We start from the raw sequence: 15,894 nt of genomic DNA, 5'->3' as shown, positions 1-15,894 counted from the left end.
CTATTTGAAGAATATTGAATTTGCTGACTCAAGCATGATAAAAAACTATCTTTTTCTTAAATTATTTGTTATTGTATTTAAGATAAAAAGATTGATAAGGGGGGATTCTTCGATGATCTCCATTTTGTTTGTGTTTGTTCTTTTTGCATTTTCCATCCTTTTCTTTATTAATAAATTAACCGACTCCCTCTGTATCCAAAAGGAAATTCCAGAAGACAAACATGCTAAAATTTTCAGAACGATCAATATTTTAGTTACAATCTTGTTAATTTCTTCTTTTATTGAAGTTTTGTATGCGTGAAAACATAAATTAAGCGGTGAGGCTGCCCTCACCGCTTTTTATTTATGGCTGAGATTCGTTACCGAGTGCCAGCCTCCATTATTTTTTAAGATTGCATCAAGCTTACAGCCAAGATGCACCGATGATAATCAAAAGAATGAACAAGACAACAACTAGTGCGAAGCCGCTGCCAAAGCCACTGTGTCCTCCTGACATAGGGAATCCTCCTTCCTAATTTACAATCCTGGGCATAAACTCAGCTTTTCAAAATATGGGGGCCGACTGTCCCCCATATTCTATTTACGAATTAAAGCCAAGCTGCACCTACAATGATTAACAGAATGAATAACACGACAATTAATGCAAAACCGCTACCGTGACCTGCACCCATATTAACACCTCCTTCCAAAGTGTCTAGAATATCTTATTCACAAAGTTTATTTCCGCTTAGGCAGTTATCCTGCTTTTTAGCATTTTGTTAATTAACAGAAAGAAGCACCGACGATAATCAACAAAATGAACAAGACAACGATTAAAGCAAATCCCGAATTACACTGGCCCATAAAAAATTACCTCCTTTATTTCTCTTCCCTACATCCTATGCACAAGTGCGGAGACGGTCTGGATGTTTGCCCATGTTTCAGGACGCAGTAAAAAAAATCCCGGTTATAATTTTTGTAGAAAATTGAAATTATGTTATAGTAGAGTTTGTGGATTAAGATATGCCCACTAGAAATTTCTGTTTAGGAGTTGTTCACCATGAAAAAATTGTTACTTACCCTCACGGTTGCAGCCGGAGTAATTGGATTAAGCGCATGCAACGGCGATAATGAAAGTTCTTCTGAAGTACTCGTTGAAACAAAAGCTGGAAATATTACAAAAGATGAGCTTTATGAATCAATGAAGGATAAGTACGGAGAGCAGGCACTACAGGAGTTGTTGTACCAAAAAGTACTTGCTAAAAACTATAAAGTAACTGATAAAGAGGTAGACGCAAAGGTTGCTGAATTGAAAAAAGAGCTTGGAGATAACTTTGAATTAGTTCTTCAACAGAACCAGCTTAAAGATGAGAATGAATTAAAGAAAGTTCTTAAAGACCAAATGCTCATGGAAAAAGCAGCACTAAAAGACGTTAAAGTATCTGAAAAAGACGTAAAAAAGAGTTATGAAAACTACAAACCTGAAATCAAAGCTAGCCACATTCTAGTTAAAGATGAAAAGACTGCACAGGAAGTAAAGAAAAAGCTTGATGGCGGAGCGAAGTTTGAAGATCTTGCTAAAGAATATTCACAAGATCCTGGTTCTGCTGCTAATGGCGGCGACCTTGGATTCTTCGGCCCTGGAAAAATGGATCCTGCATTTGAAGAAGCAGCTTACAAACTTGAAGCTGGCCAGGTCAGCGAACCTGTAAAATCACAGTTTGGCTACCACATCATTAAAGTAACAGAAAAGAAAGAAAAAGAATCGTACGATAAAATGAAGGACAAGTTGGAATATGATCTTAAGCTTGCCCAGGTAGACGCTAATAAAATTCAAGAAGTCATGAAGCGTGAGCTTAAAGCTGCTGATGTTGAAATAAAGGATAAAGATCTTAAAGGTGCCGCTGAATTCCCAGAAGCACCAACTCAGCAATAACGAAAATCAGATCGTCATATTTGATCAATTAAAAAGAACGCTGGCTCCAAATATGGAGCCAGCGTTCTTTTATGCTTCAAGCGATTTTTCTCGCTGTTCTCTTTCTTGTTCAAGCCTCTTCATATAAAGCTCGCCTTCACGTTCAATGCTTTCCAATTCTTTTTCCCTTTCTTCCTTCCCTGTTTTCACCGCCATAAAAGCACTGAATACGATACCTGCTGCGACCGCTATTACCCAAATTGGAATTGACATTTTTTACACCCTCCATTATTTACAGGTTGTCCAAATTGACTCTTACTGTATAAATATGTATCAGGCTAGTAAATATGCCATTTCAAGAAAAAATTATTTGATCCTATATTACATACAAAAAGGCTCCGTTAACAAGGCTGTTGATTTTCGGTAAATGCACTTCGCTTTTTCACGAGGCTGGCGCTGAGGCCGCAGGACACTGAATAGCTTCCTCGGATTTGCCCACACACGATGAAAATGGGAGTTAGCATTTTCGGAAGCCTTCCACTAGAATCTAAAGGGTATTAAAAATCAACATTCAGCTTTAACAGAGCATACAAAAAAAGCCATTCCAATGGAAGGCTTTTTTAATTTGCTTATTTATGGAACACTGGCTTATAAAATGAACGGTTATCGAGCGCGAATACTCTTTCTGAAAATTCTCCAGGCTTTACTCGTGCAAGTGCACGGTCAAGCATGTTCATTTTTGCATCCAGGTTATCAATATAATGCAGAATTTCTGCTTCTTTAATCAGCGGTGGTTTTGGGCTTCCCCATTCAGCTTTGCCGTGATGGGATAAAACCATATGCTGCAGGATCACAACTTCTTCTCCAGCAATACCCAACTCGTCAGCTGCTTTGCCTATCTCAGTGACCATGATGGAAATGTGCCCAAGCAGATTTCCTTCCACGGTATAAGTTGTTGAAATCGGCCCAGAGAGCTCGAAAACTTTTCCTAAATCATGAAGGATGACTCCTGCATATAAAAGGTCTTTATCCAGGCTTGGATACAGGGACGCTATCGACTTAGCAAGGTCCAGCATCGAAACTACATGGTACGCCAGCCCTGAAACAAATTCATGATGATTTTTAGTGGCAGCCGGGTATTCCATGAATGCTTGTTGATGCTTTTTTAATAAATGTCTTGTGATGCGCTGGATATTGGGATTTTTCATGTCAAAAATATATTGTGTAAGCTTACTGGACATTTCATCCTGGCTGACTGGGGCTGTTTCAAGGAAATCAGAAAGTTTAACAGAGTCAGCTGCAGAAGCAGGCCGGATTTGCCTTATTTTTAATTGATTACGGCCTCGGTAATTCTGAATATCTCCTAATACTTTCACGATATTTTCGGCGGAGTAGATGCTTTCATCTCCTTCGGACACATCCCAAAGCTTTGCTTCAATCTCCCCGCTTTGATCCTGCAGGATGAGTGTCAAAAATGGTTTTCCATTGCTGGCAATTCCCTTTGACGAGTGCTTTATGAGCAAAAACAACTCTACCTGGTCACCTGTTTCATGATTTAATATACCTTTATTCATCTCTAACCGACCTCTCCTCTCTGCAACATTATAACATACAGAGTCTATAGTCTCTGATACTCAAAACATGGCATTTCTAAACTATGTTTGGACTTTTTTCTTCCAAATTCAGAATCTCATCATTCTTAAAATAATCAAGCAAGTGACGATGGCACGTGAAGAACAGGATTTGATTATTGGGCATTTCCCTAAGTAAACCAATAATACGCTCAGTTCTTTTATGATCGAAATTAACAAAGCTGTCGTCAATAATAATCGGAAATGGATATCGATCATAATGGACGGAGGCCAAGGCAAGCCTGACCGCTACATAAACTTGTTCTGCAGTTGCTTGACTGAGTTCATTCGCTTCAAAAAGGATATGGTCATTTCTCTCAATTAAAAAACCGCTCCCTGATAACTGAGGAATGATCCTTACATAGCTTCCGTCTGTCAAAACAGAAAGGAAGCTTTCAGCTTGCGCGAGCATCCTAGGCATCCGCTCGTCTTTAAAGCGATTGATTGTCCTCGAAAGCAAATCCCTGGCAATCGCATACTTTGCCCATTCTTTTGCATCCTCTACAAAATCATGCTTCATTTGTTTGTATTTATGTAGCAATTCACTGTAAAGTCCGCCTTCCTCCAGTACATTCATGCTATGTTTGACATTGGCAAGACTGTCAAATTGAGAGGATAACTCTTTCTTGCGCTGTTCAGTCAGCTGAACATTTTCACTAATCTGGTCCTCAAGTGCATTACCAGTTAATATCTGTTCCCTATCTTGAGAAGTTATGCCAGATACCGCCAGCTGGTGATTCACATCAGCCAGTCTTACTGACCAACTTTTCATTTGTTCATGCTTTTTAGCCTGGATGCGGAACTCATCCTCATCATCGGCTTTAGCCTGGGCAAACAAGCTCAGCTTCTCTTCTGTAAGTACCTGCTGATCCTTTTCAAGCACAGCAACTTCCTCTTCAAGCTCATCCAATTTCACGGTAAGTTCATGATATTTTGCTTTTAGGTCGATGGCTTCCCGCAATTTCTTTTTCATTAAAGCTGCCGTCTCGATAGTAGACATATTAGCACTCTGCAGGAAACGTTCTCCCAACATTTTAAGGGCTTTTTCAAACTCCTCTAAAGTCCCTGATATAGATTGCAGCTTTTCCTCTGTTCTCTTTCTTTCGCGGAAATTTTGTTTTTGCTTCTCGACTAATTGATATGCATCGAATAACTTTCCGTGTCCGGAGGCTGAACTTAATCCCAGCTGTTCGATTAATGCTGTTTTTTTAACTTTAAATCCAGCTTCTTCCATTTCCCATCTTTCAAATTGCTCGATGACTTTTTCATATCTCATCTGCTGCTGCTCGATCTTCACGAGCAATTCACGATGGCGGTGTCTCAGTTCCTCATCCTTGAGAAGCTGGCTTTTTATAGAAAAATGATGACCATCGGGCTGCTTGTTCAGCATCTCTGTCAAAGTTCGCTCTCGGTTTAAAAGCTCGGTAAGAATTTCATCTCCAGATGCTGTGACCTTATGGGCCTCAGGTTTGAAATGAATGATAAGGAGGAATAACAATCCCGTTATTCCAACTGCTGACAGCAGCCATTGGCTGTTGATGGCCCCCCATAACAAGATGCTAAGAAAAATAACTCCAAACAGCAGAAGCTGGTAGCGATCTTTTTTCTTCTGGCTCGTCCTTATAATCTCTTCATTTTTCACTCTGTTTTTATGGGCCAGTATCTGATCTTTCACCTGACTTAATTCAAGCTGGATCTGCTGTTTGTTCTCGAGAACCGCCAACTCTTCTGTTAACTGAACCCTCTTCGCTTCTGGCAAGAGTTCATTCTCCACCGCTGACAGGGTACCCTCCAATTCAACGAGGGCGTTTTTTTCTTCTTCAAACCCAGATTCAAGCTCCAGCCTTTTGTCTGTTAATCTTTGCTGGCTACGCTGGATGTTCTCGAATTCCTCTTTTATAAAAACACTTGTATTTATTCCTTGAATCGTTTCTTCATTGAAATCAGTGTATAAATTATCATTTATTTGACTGATTTCTTCCGTAAGCTCCTCAATTTTCCATTCAAGTAGCCGTTTTTCCTGCTTTAACTGGTCAAGTAAAGGCAGACGTTCGAGTATGGATTCAATCTCGGTTTCCTGCTCGAGTAATGCAGAATCAGGTTTTGATGACTCTGCTTCATTTATAAGAGTCATCATTTTTTCCTTGATCCATAACATTCTTGCCTCGATTGGCTTAAGCTGCTGATCAATCTTCTCATAGCGGAGCAGCCCGTCTTCCGGAAAATTAACTGGCCCATACTCTTCAAGCTTTCTTTGCAAAGCAGCTTCCTCGATCACCATTTGCTCATTTCGTTTGTATTCTTTCAGCTTAGCGTTTCTTTGCTCGCATTCTATTATTTCTGTCTCAAGCTGCGCTATTTTCCTTTCAATCGCTTCTTTCTCGCTTAATAGCTCAGAATAGCGCTCATTCTGATATTCTGCCTGTTTTAAGGCTGACTGTACTTCCTTTATCTCTTTCAGCTTTTCATTTATTAAAGGTTTCTTCCCACTGGGTTTGAATCGGATCTCCATTTCTTTTAGCAATGCGGTTTCAGCATTAAACAGCTTATCTGTACCCAGTGTACCTGCGGAAAATAAATACTTTCCAAGCTCTTCTCCCTTTATAGCCTGGATATTCTGCAGTCCATGGACATTGAAGGAGAAGATTGCCTGGTAAATGCTTTTATCCATTCTTTGCATCAGATCTTTCAGCAGCTCTTCACCGCCGACCGTTCCATCCTCGAGCGACACTGTAACATCGCCTGCCGCCTTGCCCTTTACTCTCTCGATTACTGCAATTCCCTTCTCAGGAAAAAAAGCTTTTATCTTGCCGCCATATTTGGAATGATTTTTTGGTTCATAGCGCAATTCAGTGCTTTGTCGGGCCGGAAAGCCAAAAAGGATGCTATGTATAAACGACATAATCGTGGACTTACCTGCTTCATTTTCGCCATAGAATACATGAAATCGATCCATTGAAGTAATTTGATAATTTTCCAGCTTGCCATACCCATAGATATGTAAATCGATGATTCGCATTTCGCTTCCTCCTTCCCTTAATTCTTCATCAGCAATTGAAGCAGAATTTTTTCTGCATCCAGCACAAGCTGCTCCTTTTCACTTTCTTCCAGTCCTGAAAGATGTCTTCGCGCCTGGCTGTGCTGGAATAAAGGAGATAGCGCATCACTCATGTCCTCATACTTTTCAATCGTATCGAACAGATCCTGGTAAAAATCACTTTGCTTTAAAAGCTCACCACGGTTGGCAGCGATTTGTTCTTTATAGGCAAGCCTGTGAACCCAGACAAAGGATTCCTCCTCTTTTTCTTCATCCTGTAAAAGTTCGAGCAGTTCGCCGCTATCAATCTTGTCCTTCACTTCCATTAAGCCATGATCAAGATGTTCAATGTGGATTGCCAGGAGAACGCCTTTCCCTTCTTTTCTTTTTTCATCCAGTGAAGAAAGACATTGCTGATAAACATCATTGAAGCTTTCCGCATTCTTTCCATCTATCATGATTTCTTCCCATATGACGTCAGCCGTTTCAACAAATGACACTTCAGAACCGCTTTCAGTCAGGCTTACTATATATGCACCTTTGTCTCCCTGTTCTTTCCTGTTACGTCCTTGCGGATTACCAGGATACACAACATAAGGATATTCAGCTAATATTGCTCTTTTATGGATATGACCGAGTGCCCAGTAATCGTAGCCCTTGTCCAAAAGTTCGGATAAGCGGAAAGGAGCATAATTTCCATGCTCACTTGCTCCCTCATTGTTGCCGTGCAGCAATCCGATATGAAAATCCGCACCAGCAATCCTTTCATACTTCTCTATCCATCTCTCCATGACATGCCGTTCAGGATAACTGAAGCCATACAAATGGACCCGCGTACCATCCATTTTACTAAATGGCGCCATTGAAAATTGGTCTTTGAAAAAGAAAACATTATCAGGAAATTCAATTTCAACCGAATGGCCCCCAAGGTGATCATGGTTTCCATGGATGGCATATACTTTTACCCCTTTTTCCGCCAATCTGTTCATTTCATTCCTTAATACAGCCTGTGCACGGATGCTTCTGTCTTCACTGTCATACAGATCGCCAGCTATCACTACAAAATCCACCTCGTGTTTGATAGCAGCATCCGTTATATTTTTTAATGCTTTAAAGGTACTTTCCTGAAGCCGATGAAAAATGGCTTTCGGCAGATGCCTCAGTCCCACCATCGGACTATCAAGATGAAGATCAGCAGTATGTAAAAACTTGATCTGTTTCATAAGAAATTTCCTTTCCAGTCCATTTTTCGTCTAAGCATTTTACTTTTTCTTGTAAATTATGTCTATAAATTAAAACGATTAAATTTACACAAACAATCTTTACCTATTTATTTTAACACTCTAAAAATACGAATGCACGTTCTTATCGCCTTGTTTAGAAAAAAAGCTGCAGCTCCGTTTATTTGGGCTGCAGCCATTCTCTGTAAGCTATCCAAGATACTCTGTAAACAATGCCTCTTCTTTTATACTTCCCTCTTTTAGTTGCACCTGATAAGCCTTTGCATCTCGCCTTGAACTTACGGCCTTGGAAAGTTCACCGTCGATAAAATGTAAAGCCGCTCCGTCATCTGCAGCGAAACCCCCAGGAAGCTGTCCAGCAGAAACCAATCGCTGGTATGTTGGCCGGCGGTCTTCCTCACCATCATAATGAGGACAATTGCTTCCTTTTAAAAATCCAAGGCTTTTTAAAGGCTCAAGCCCATCGCCAAAGGAGTCAGTAACGCCTGCTTCAAACCAGCAGATCGAGCCAGCACTAATTCCCGACATCATAATCCCGTCCTGCCATGCTTTTTTGAGGATGATGTCAAGACTCCAATCCTTCCAGAGGGCAATAAGGTTTTTGGTATTGCCGCCACCAACGTAAATGACATCTTTATCCATGACAAAGTCTTCTAAATCCCGTGAAGGCGGACTGAATAATGACAAATGGGATGGTACACAATTATGTGACTCAAAGGAATTATAAAACCTCGAAATATAATTTTCAGAATCCCCGCTTGCAGTTGGAACAAAACACACTTTCGGACTTTGTTTTTTTGTTTGAGCTAAAATATACAAATCCAGCAAGGGGTTGTCTGGCTCCATTGAAAAACCTCCACCGCCAAGGGCAATGATCTGCCTCATCACAATCACACTCCTTCATTTATATAGAGTTTCTATTCAACAATCCATATGCTAGTTCCTTCTATAAGAAATCCGCAATTCTTGGAATTGCGGATTTTCTTTTACATATTTATTCATTTTTCGTCAGCTGCAGCGCCTTTTTAATATCCTTAAAGGAATTGGATTTTCCATACATGAGAACTCCGCCACGGTAAACCCTTGCTCCAAATACAGCTAAGAAACCGATTGTTGCGACAAGGATTGCAATGGACAAGGCAACTTCCCAGAATGGGATATTCAGCATACCTACACGCAAGAACATAAGCATTGGTGAGAAGAACGGTATGAAGGAAGTATATTTTATAAACGGAGCCTCCGGTTGGCCCAAGCCAAACATAGCCATCATGAAACCGGCCACAACCAGCAAGGTCATCGGTGTGATCATTTGCTGAACGTCCTCAATCCGGCTGACAAGGGACCCAAGGAATGCCGCCATGGTAGCATAAAGGAAATACCCTAAGATAAAAAAGATGACAGCATATGCGATGGTGCTGGCAGGAACATTTTCAAAACCAAAGAAATCAAAGAAGCCGCCTTTCATGGTTTCGAGATTTTGTTTGATTGAAAAGTACCCAACAAGCAGGAGAACCGCCAGCTGAGTTAAGCTTAAGAGACCGACACCAATAATCTTCGCGAACATTTGCTTGATTGGCGAAACACTGGAAATGAGGATTTCCATCACACGGGAAGACTTTTCGGTTGCAACTTCCATTGCAATCATATTCGCATACAAAATGACAGCAAAATAAATGATGAACAACAGTACATATACAAGACCCCTTGCCTGGTTCAGTTCCTCTTCTGTCTTCGCGCCTTTTTCTATCGCAGATTTTTCAAAATCGACTGGTGCATATAATTTTTCAAGCTGCTCCGGAGCGATGTTAATCTGGGTTGAGGCCATCATCGTTTTGATTTGCTGCAGAGATGCCTGAAGATCTGCAGCAATTGCAGAATCTGCAATGCTCATTGCTTTATAAGAAGCAGCTGGGAGACCTTCCTTGTTAAGCGATATCTCCAGCAACCCTTTAAAGCTCCCATCCTCGACTGCTTTTTTTGCCTGATTTGCATTTCCTTTATATTCTTCAAGGACAATATCATTATCTGCCGCCTTCATCTGCTCTTTCAGCGGCACAAAGACCTGCCCCGTTTCATCGATTACTGCTATTTTTTCGACTGATCCATCTTTATTGAAAAAATCTATAATGTTCGTCATATTGGTTAAAGCCAGCATGATGACAGCTGTAATGATTGTCGTCACAAGAAAAGATTTCGTTTTCAATTTGCTCAAATAGGTATGGAATAATATGATGAAAAAGTTATTCATAAGAATCACCTACTTTTTCTATAAAAATATCATTCAAGCTAGGTTCCTCTAAGACGAATTTGCGGATAAACCCCTTGCCGACGATTTCCTGTAAAACTCCTTCAGCAATTTGCTCTCCCTCAATTTGCAGATGGATTCCCTCCGTAGTCTGCTTCGCTTTCGTCACGCCTGGAAAATCTTTAAGGAAAGCTGTTTCAAAATCAGCATGAATCACTAAATTCTTTTTCCCAAAGGAACGTTTAATTTCCTTTAAGGAACCATGCACAACAGGGCTGCCTTTATGCATGATACAAATGTGCTCGCACATTTCCTCTACATGCTCCATCCTATGGCTTGCAAACACGATAGTTGTTCCTGCATTTTTCAGTCCAACCACCGCCTCTTTTAACAGTTCCACATTCACAGGATCCAGGCCGCTGAACGGTTCATCAAGGATCAAGAGCTTTGGTTTATGAATGACGGCTGCAATGAATTGGATTTTTTGCTGGTTCCCTTTGGACAGCTCTTCTACCTTTTTATCCGCGTACTCAGGAACCTTGAAACGATTCAGCCAATATTCCAGCTCTTGTAACGCTGCTTGCTTTTGCATTCCTCTCAACCTTGCAAGATAGACGATTTGGTCGCGTACTTTTAGCTTCGGATATAATCCTCTTTCTTCCGGTAAATAGCCGATCATGCTGCTCGTGCTATAATTTATCGGCGATCCGTCCCACGTAATCTTGCCTTCAGATGCATCAAGCAGTCCAAGGATCATCCTGAAAGTTGTTGTCTTCCCCGCTCCGTTTGCACCAAGGAATCCGAACATTTCTTTTTCTGGTATAGTAAGTGACAGACTGTTTACTGCAGTGAATCCGCCGAATCTCTTTGTATTCTCCTCCTTTTCCCATAACTTATTACGTCAAATGAATGGAAATAGTTTCATATTTTCAGGTGTATTTTATTTTGCATAATTAAAAAAATTATGCAAAAATAATAGTAAATCATCTGAATCTTTTAACAAAGGGGAATTGTTATGGAAACTTACAAGCTGACAGCCTTTGAACCAAATGGAGAAAAATTGATCGACGAGTCCTTCCAGGCAGCAAACGATGACGAAGCAAAAGAAATGGGCACAAGAATGCTTGAAGAAAAAAATCTGAGCGAAAAAACACACCGCTGCACATCTCCAAGAGGAAAACTGATTTTATTCCGTCCATAAGTTAGCTAAAAAAAGCAAAGAGGAATCATTCCTCTTTGCTTTTTTGGTCATATGCTATTTTATTTATTTTAAGTAATCCCACTTTATCTGAGAACCTCTTATTTCCCCTTGAAGTCGGGTTTCCTTTTTTCCAAAAATGCTTTGATTCCTTCTTGGTGATCCTCGGTCTGACGCATTTTATACTGGCCATATTTTTCAAGTTCAAGAATTTTCAATAATGATGGCCTGTTTTTCTCGGCAAGAATTTTTTTCGTTTTGATCATTGCCTGAATCGGTTTACCAAGCCATTCCTGTACCTTTGCTTCGACTGCCCCAGTAAAATCCCCATCCGGAACCTCATCAACCAGGCCAAGTCGATATGCTTCATTCGCGGAGAGTGTCTTTCCGTCCCATATCAGCTGCTTTGCCTTGGATTCCCCGAGACGTTCTTCCATGAAAAAGTGTCCTCCGCCGTCAGGAATCAATCCAATCCCTATGAAATTCATTGCGATTTTACTTGATGGCTCGGCAATTATGTAATCCGTAGCTAGTGCGAGACTGAAACCAAGTCCGGCAGCAGCACCAGTAATCGCGCTTACAGTCACTTTTGGCATGCTGTACAAGGTTACAATCAAGTCATGAATATAATCCATTACGTGGTAGAAATCGCTTTCATTTGTATTCGAAAGCATCGTCTTAATATCCCCGCCAGCAGAAAACGCACGCCCGGCTCCCTTTATCACGACGATGTCAACTTCATCTGATTTACAGATTTCTTTTAAATTGGCGCTGACTCCCCTAATCATTTCAACATCAAGCGCATTCAGTGCCTCTGGTCTGTTTAGCTCGAGAACCGCTACCCGGCCATCAATCATCAGCTTGACAGTTTCAGTGGAAGATTCAATCGTCACCCTGCAACCCCTCCTAAAATTACTTCAATTCACATTCTATTATATAGGGAAAAACTATATTTAAAAACTATTTTTCTAATTATTTTGATTTTTTAATCACAACATACTTAAATACCTATACGAGTGGAAATGTGTGATTAGCATATTTTGTCCCTTTTACATGTATCGACATATTATTGCCGTATAGTAGTATTTCAGACAGAAAGAAAGGCCCCACTGATCTTTTCCCAATCCTTCAATACCAACACACTATGCGAAAATAAAAATGCTCCCGATAATGTCGGGAGCATGGGTATTCATCTCTCTGATTCCGGCTGATGAAACTGTGGTCTACAACAAAGCCTTATTAAACAATGAATCAAGGATCTCGATTTTTTTATCTGCGTATTCTGCGAAGCTGTCATTATAGGACTTCGGATCTTTTGGATTTGAAAATTGGGTGATGACGCCGGTCTCTGGATCGATGAATTTGCTTGATGCACCGCAGCCCAGGCCGATAATCGTCTGCTGCTCTTCCATGATAATGATGTTGTACAGGCTTTCCTGCCCAGGTAAGGAATATCCAACATTCTCAAGGTTGCCAAGAATATTTTTCTGGCGGTATAGATAATATGGAACATAGTTATGCTGCTTTGTCCAGGCTTCCGCCATTCCCATCATCTTTTCAATTTCACTTCGGTCTGCTACTTTATATTTGTTTTTATTTTTTGTCATTTCAGAAGCTCTTTTAAATGAAAGAGTGTGGACAGTCAATGACTCGGGCATCAACTTTTCTGATTCTGCCAGGGTATGGGCAAACTCTTTCGTCCCTTCGCCTGGCAGGCCGATGATCAAGTCCATATTGATATTGTTCATTCCCATTTCGCGTGCCAGGTGAAACTTCTCGACTGTTTCTTCCACGGTGTGGTGGCGTCCAATTGCCTTTAATGTTTCCTGGATGTATGACTGCGGATTGATGCTGATGCGGTCAATATTCCATTTCTTCAGCACTTCCAATTTCTCAGGTGTGATCGTGTCAGGGCGCCCCGCTTCTACGGTAACTTCCCTGATTTCCCCCACATCCGGGAAGGATGCGTGGACCTCTTCATAAAGCATATCCATTTCTTCTGCGGTAATTGAGGTCGGAGTACCGCCTCCATAATAGACTGTCGTAATTTTGATATTATTTCCCTTCAGCCAGTCGCCAATCTTCCTTATTTCATAGTGAAGTCCGCCCAGGAATGAATCAACCGACCCCTGCCTGCCGTTAATTGCATATGCCGGGAATGTACAATATGCACATTTCGTTGGGCAGAATGGGATTCCGATATAAATGCTGACCTCATTTTTCAGATCGTAAAAATCAGGAATGACGGAGAGCTGGCGGTCTACGATTTGCTGCATGAGTTCGATTTTTTCATTGGAAATAAGATATTGTTCTTTTAGCTCGTGGTGGGCAGCTTGCTGTTCTATCCCTTCATGCAGCTTCTTATGCAAAAGCTTTGTCGGTCTTACCCCGGTGAGAATTCCCCATTTTTGGACGATCCCAGTCCAATCCTGAAGAACTGTTAAATAAGCTCTGGACACTACATTTTTCAGCAGCTTGAATGCTTCCTTTTCACATAGTCCCTCAGGGATTTCTTTTTCCGCATCCGCTAAAAATACTGCCCCTTCCCGCGTTGTCAAAGATGCTTTAACTGATGAGAGATTACCGTATGTTACTGCAAACTGGATTTTAGCGTCTGCATCTGTTTCAGCTTCTCCTAAAGTCACATCAGATTCTTCAAAGAATAAATTCGCAATCAAAGATAAAGGGCGTTGAAACCTGTCATCCTCAATTCCTATTATATAAATTTTCATTTATGATCACCTTTTCGTTAAACATGCTTCACTTAGTGTAATAGAATCTTGTTTAATAGGTCAAGACAGTACAAAAGCTACCAATTTATTTGATTAGGCTGAGTTTCCTATGTGATTATTCAAATAATTAAGGTTTTGAATATAAAAAGAAGCATGCCCTATGCTCAAATCAAGGCATGCTTTCCTATGTTACATCTTTATTATGTTCATTTTACGAAGAAATTCAATCGGCTGCTGTTTGCGGAAATGTTCCTTCACCATATAGCTTACACCATGCTGGTTATTGGATCGTGTTACCCAATCTGCCGCTTTTTTCACCTCGACAGGTGCATTATTCATTGCAACCCCGAGTCCGCATGCCTCGATCATTTCCATATCATCCTCACCATCACCGATTGCCACCATTTCTTTTAACGGGATGCCAAGGTGTTCGCCGAGATGGATTAGGCCGCTTAATTTAGAAACGCCCTCAGGCATTACATCAAGCCTATAGTCGTTCAATTTTGAGAGCGAAACTTCAGAGAACATTCCCTTAATCGCCTTTTGGGCATCGGTCAAGTCCTCTTCGTATTCGAAATAGACTTCGATTTTCGGAGGAGAGATTGGTTCGCTTACTAATGTTTCACTGATTGAATCCGTAAATTGCTGAGAATAAAAAATTGGGTCACCAGTAGTGAACACCGTTTTTGCCAGCAAATTATGATTCAGTTTATATTTGTTTGCCAGCGAAAATTTTTCGTGCACAATGCGGATTTGACAAGGAAAGCTTTCCAGGAATCTGACTAGCTGGAAGGTAACATCCTCCGGGATTCGTTTTGCTAGAAGCGGTTCACTTCGCAGGTCAGCAGAAATGTAGGATCCTAAATGAGTTACAAGCAGGGAATTTATTTTCAGCGCTTTTGCCACCTTTTTAGCAGATGGAAAACTCCTGGAAGTCACTAGAGTCACATAGACTCCTTTTTGCTGTACGTATTCGATTGCATCTCTGGTTGATTTATGGAGCCTTCCATTTGATTGAAGAATCGTGCCATCTACGTTAAGCGCGAGAAGACGGTATAACATTTGTATGCCCCCATTTCTTCGGTGTTTTTGTCCTTATTTAACTTGTATGATAGAAACCGAAGGAATAGAACAAATGCAAGATGCATGATTTTCTTGCTGGTTTAAAATAGAAAAGCGTAAGCGCCTTATAAAAGGAACGGCGGCGTTGCCACGTACTGTGGCAACGCCGCCGTCAGCACATCCTGTGCAAGTCCGACAAGCGCTGGAGCTGGACAAATATCGAAGTGAATCTTTAATCCTGCACAAAAAACTCCCGGCACTTCTGCCGGGAGCCTGTTCATTCATTCTATTTATTGCTGGTTTGGGTTGCCATAAAGCTCTTCCAAAGGCTTCATGATGATCTGGTTAAGTTCAGCAATAACCATGCTCATCCTTTGTTCCGCTTCCATCAGCTGAGAAATTTTTTCGTGCTGCTGCACTAATGCAACTGTCTTTTGAGCCTGTTCCACTTCTTCTTGGGTAATTTCCTGACCCATCATTTGTTTTTCCTGAAGCTGCATTTGAATATTGCGGAAGCTTTCAAACATTTTTCTTGCTGATTCATCGCTGTTCACTGCATCATAAAGATTTTTCAAGTTCGTATATTCTGCACTGTTCCTGATTGCCTTTTCTAAATCATAGGCTGCATCGTAAGTATTCACTGCCATTTAAATCACTCCTTCTACGTTAAACGCTCCACTACACTATAACAAACTATGCAATCAATTGCGAGAAGTTCGAAATCCCGGGAATCTTGCTTATTCACCCCTAAAAATCACCATTAACTGACCATATTCATAATATGCATTATGTGTGTTTGCCTATTTTAAAGGAGGCTGTTTTCGCAATGCGGATCATGATGAAGCAGCGGAAAG

General features: G+C 40.9%; 17 protein-coding genes. 3 read left to right on the top strand and 14 right to left on the bottom strand.

The window, feature by feature from the left end; genetic code table 11:
* The first annotated feature begins 112 nt into the window (after window positions 1-112).
* The gene (locus AABM38_RS06185) at window positions 113-301 is read left to right on the top strand and encodes a hypothetical protein (RefSeq protein ID WP_423409604.1); all 189 of its coding nucleotides are present in this window, start codon (window positions 113-115) and stop codon (window positions 299-301) included.
* A 102-nt stretch (window positions 302-403) separates the two neighbouring features.
* On the opposite strand, the gene AABM38_RS06180 is transcribed toward AABM38_RS06185, so the two are convergent.
* The 3 genes from AABM38_RS06180 to AABM38_RS06170 form a co-directional block, all read right to left on the bottom strand.
* Window positions 404-496 carry a YjcZ family sporulation protein gene (locus tag AABM38_RS06180; protein WP_251477109.1) on the bottom strand — a complete coding sequence of 31 codons (93 nt, stop codon included), beginning with the start codon at window positions 494-496 and terminating at the stop codon, window positions 404-406.
* A gap of 91 nt (window positions 497-587) precedes the next feature.
* Window positions 588-671 carry a YjcZ family sporulation protein gene (locus AABM38_RS06175; protein WP_423410673.1) on the bottom strand — a complete coding sequence of 28 codons (84 nt, stop codon included), beginning with the start codon at window positions 669-671 and terminating at the stop codon, window positions 588-590.
* A 91-nt stretch (window positions 672-762) separates the two neighbouring features.
* Window positions 763-843, bottom strand: coding sequence for a YjcZ family sporulation protein (locus AABM38_RS06170; protein ID WP_207499173.1), 81 nt, complete (start codon window positions 841-843; stop codon window positions 763-765).
* A gap of 196 nt (window positions 844-1,039) precedes the next feature.
* On the opposite strand from AABM38_RS06170, the gene AABM38_RS06165 reads away from it, so the two are divergent.
* Window positions 1,040-1,915, top strand: a complete 876-nt coding sequence (locus tag AABM38_RS06165) for a peptidylprolyl isomerase (RefSeq protein WP_423409603.1) — start codon at window positions 1,040-1,042, stop codon at window positions 1,913-1,915.
* Window positions 1,916-1,984: 69 nt separating this feature from the next.
* Here the strand turns inward: AABM38_RS06165 and AABM38_RS06160 are convergent, their stop codons facing one another.
* The 7 genes from AABM38_RS06160 to AABM38_RS06130 all read right to left on the bottom strand — a co-directional run bounded on the left by AABM38_RS06160 (window position 1,985) and on the right by AABM38_RS06130 (window position 10,883).
* Complete coding sequence (locus AABM38_RS06160) at window positions 1,985-2,167, bottom strand: sporulation YhaL family protein (RefSeq protein WP_335378293.1); 183 nt, start codon at window positions 2,165-2,167, stop codon at window positions 1,985-1,987.
* A 356-nt stretch (window positions 2,168-2,523) separates the two neighbouring features.
* On the bottom strand, window positions 2,524-3,468 hold the full coding sequence (gene yhaM, locus AABM38_RS06155) for a 3'-5' exoribonuclease YhaM (protein WP_423409602.1): 945 nt from the start codon (window positions 3,466-3,468) through the stop codon (window positions 2,524-2,526).
* Window positions 3,469-3,544: 76 nt separating this feature from the next.
* Window positions 3,545-6,544: an AAA family ATPase gene (locus AABM38_RS06150; RefSeq protein WP_423409601.1), complete on the bottom strand. Its 3,000-nt coding sequence runs from the start codon at window positions 6,542-6,544 to the stop codon at window positions 3,545-3,547.
* Between the two features lie 17 nt (window positions 6,545-6,561).
* Window positions 6,562-7,785, bottom strand: coding sequence for a metallophosphoesterase family protein (locus AABM38_RS06145; protein WP_423409600.1), 1,224 nt, complete (start codon window positions 7,783-7,785; stop codon window positions 6,562-6,564).
* A 207-nt stretch (window positions 7,786-7,992) separates the two neighbouring features.
* A complete protein-coding gene (locus tag AABM38_RS06140; protein ID WP_423410672.1) occupies window positions 7,993-8,688 on the bottom strand; it encodes a Type 1 glutamine amidotransferase-like domain-containing protein in 696 nt (231 codons plus the stop codon).
* Window positions 8,689-8,797: 109 nt separating this feature from the next.
* On the bottom strand, window positions 8,798-10,051 hold the full coding sequence (locus AABM38_RS06135) for an ABC transporter permease (RefSeq protein WP_423409599.1): 1,254 nt from the start codon (window positions 10,049-10,051) through the stop codon (window positions 8,798-8,800).
* The gene (locus AABM38_RS06130) at window positions 10,044-10,883 is read right to left on the bottom strand and encodes an ABC transporter ATP-binding protein (protein WP_423410671.1); all 840 of its coding nucleotides are present in this window, start codon (window positions 10,881-10,883) and stop codon (window positions 10,044-10,046) included. The genes AABM38_RS06135 and AABM38_RS06130 overlap by 8 nt, the downstream gene beginning before the upstream one ends.
* A 180-nt stretch (window positions 10,884-11,063) precedes the next feature.
* Here AABM38_RS06130 and AABM38_RS06125 point away from each other — a divergent pair, with 180 nt between their 5' ends.
* Window positions 11,064-11,249, top strand: coding sequence for a YhzD family protein (locus AABM38_RS06125; protein ID WP_423409598.1), 186 nt, complete (start codon window positions 11,064-11,066; stop codon window positions 11,247-11,249).
* Between the two features lie 98 nt (window positions 11,250-11,347).
* On the opposite strand, the gene AABM38_RS06120 is transcribed toward AABM38_RS06125, so the two are convergent.
* From AABM38_RS06120 to AABM38_RS06105, 4 genes are all read right to left on the bottom strand, one after another.
* A complete protein-coding gene (locus tag AABM38_RS06120) occupies window positions 11,348-12,139 on the bottom strand; it encodes an enoyl-CoA hydratase (protein WP_423409597.1) in 792 nt (263 codons plus the stop codon).
* A gap of 330 nt (window positions 12,140-12,469) precedes the next feature.
* A complete protein-coding gene (locus AABM38_RS06115; protein WP_423409596.1) occupies window positions 12,470-13,978 on the bottom strand; it encodes a coproporphyrinogen III oxidase in 1,509 nt (502 codons plus the stop codon).
* A gap of 189 nt (window positions 13,979-14,167) precedes the next feature.
* A complete protein-coding gene (locus AABM38_RS06110; RefSeq protein ID WP_423409595.1) occupies window positions 14,168-15,040 on the bottom strand; it encodes a Cof-type HAD-IIB family hydrolase in 873 nt (290 codons plus the stop codon).
* A gap of 290 nt (window positions 15,041-15,330) precedes the next feature.
* Window positions 15,331-15,687, bottom strand: coding sequence for a YlbF family regulator (locus tag AABM38_RS06105; RefSeq protein WP_335378283.1), 357 nt, complete (start codon window positions 15,685-15,687; stop codon window positions 15,331-15,333).
* Window positions 15,688-15,894 lie beyond the last annotated feature (207 nt).

It is taken from the genome of Heyndrickxia sp. MSNUG (genome assembly GCF_049532715.1).
In the GTDB taxonomy this organism is placed as follows: Bacteria; Bacillota; Bacilli; order Bacillales; family Cytobacillaceae; genus Mesobacillus.
Note: the sequence above shows the minus strand (reverse complement) of the source record. Positions and strands in the feature narration are given on the sequence as shown.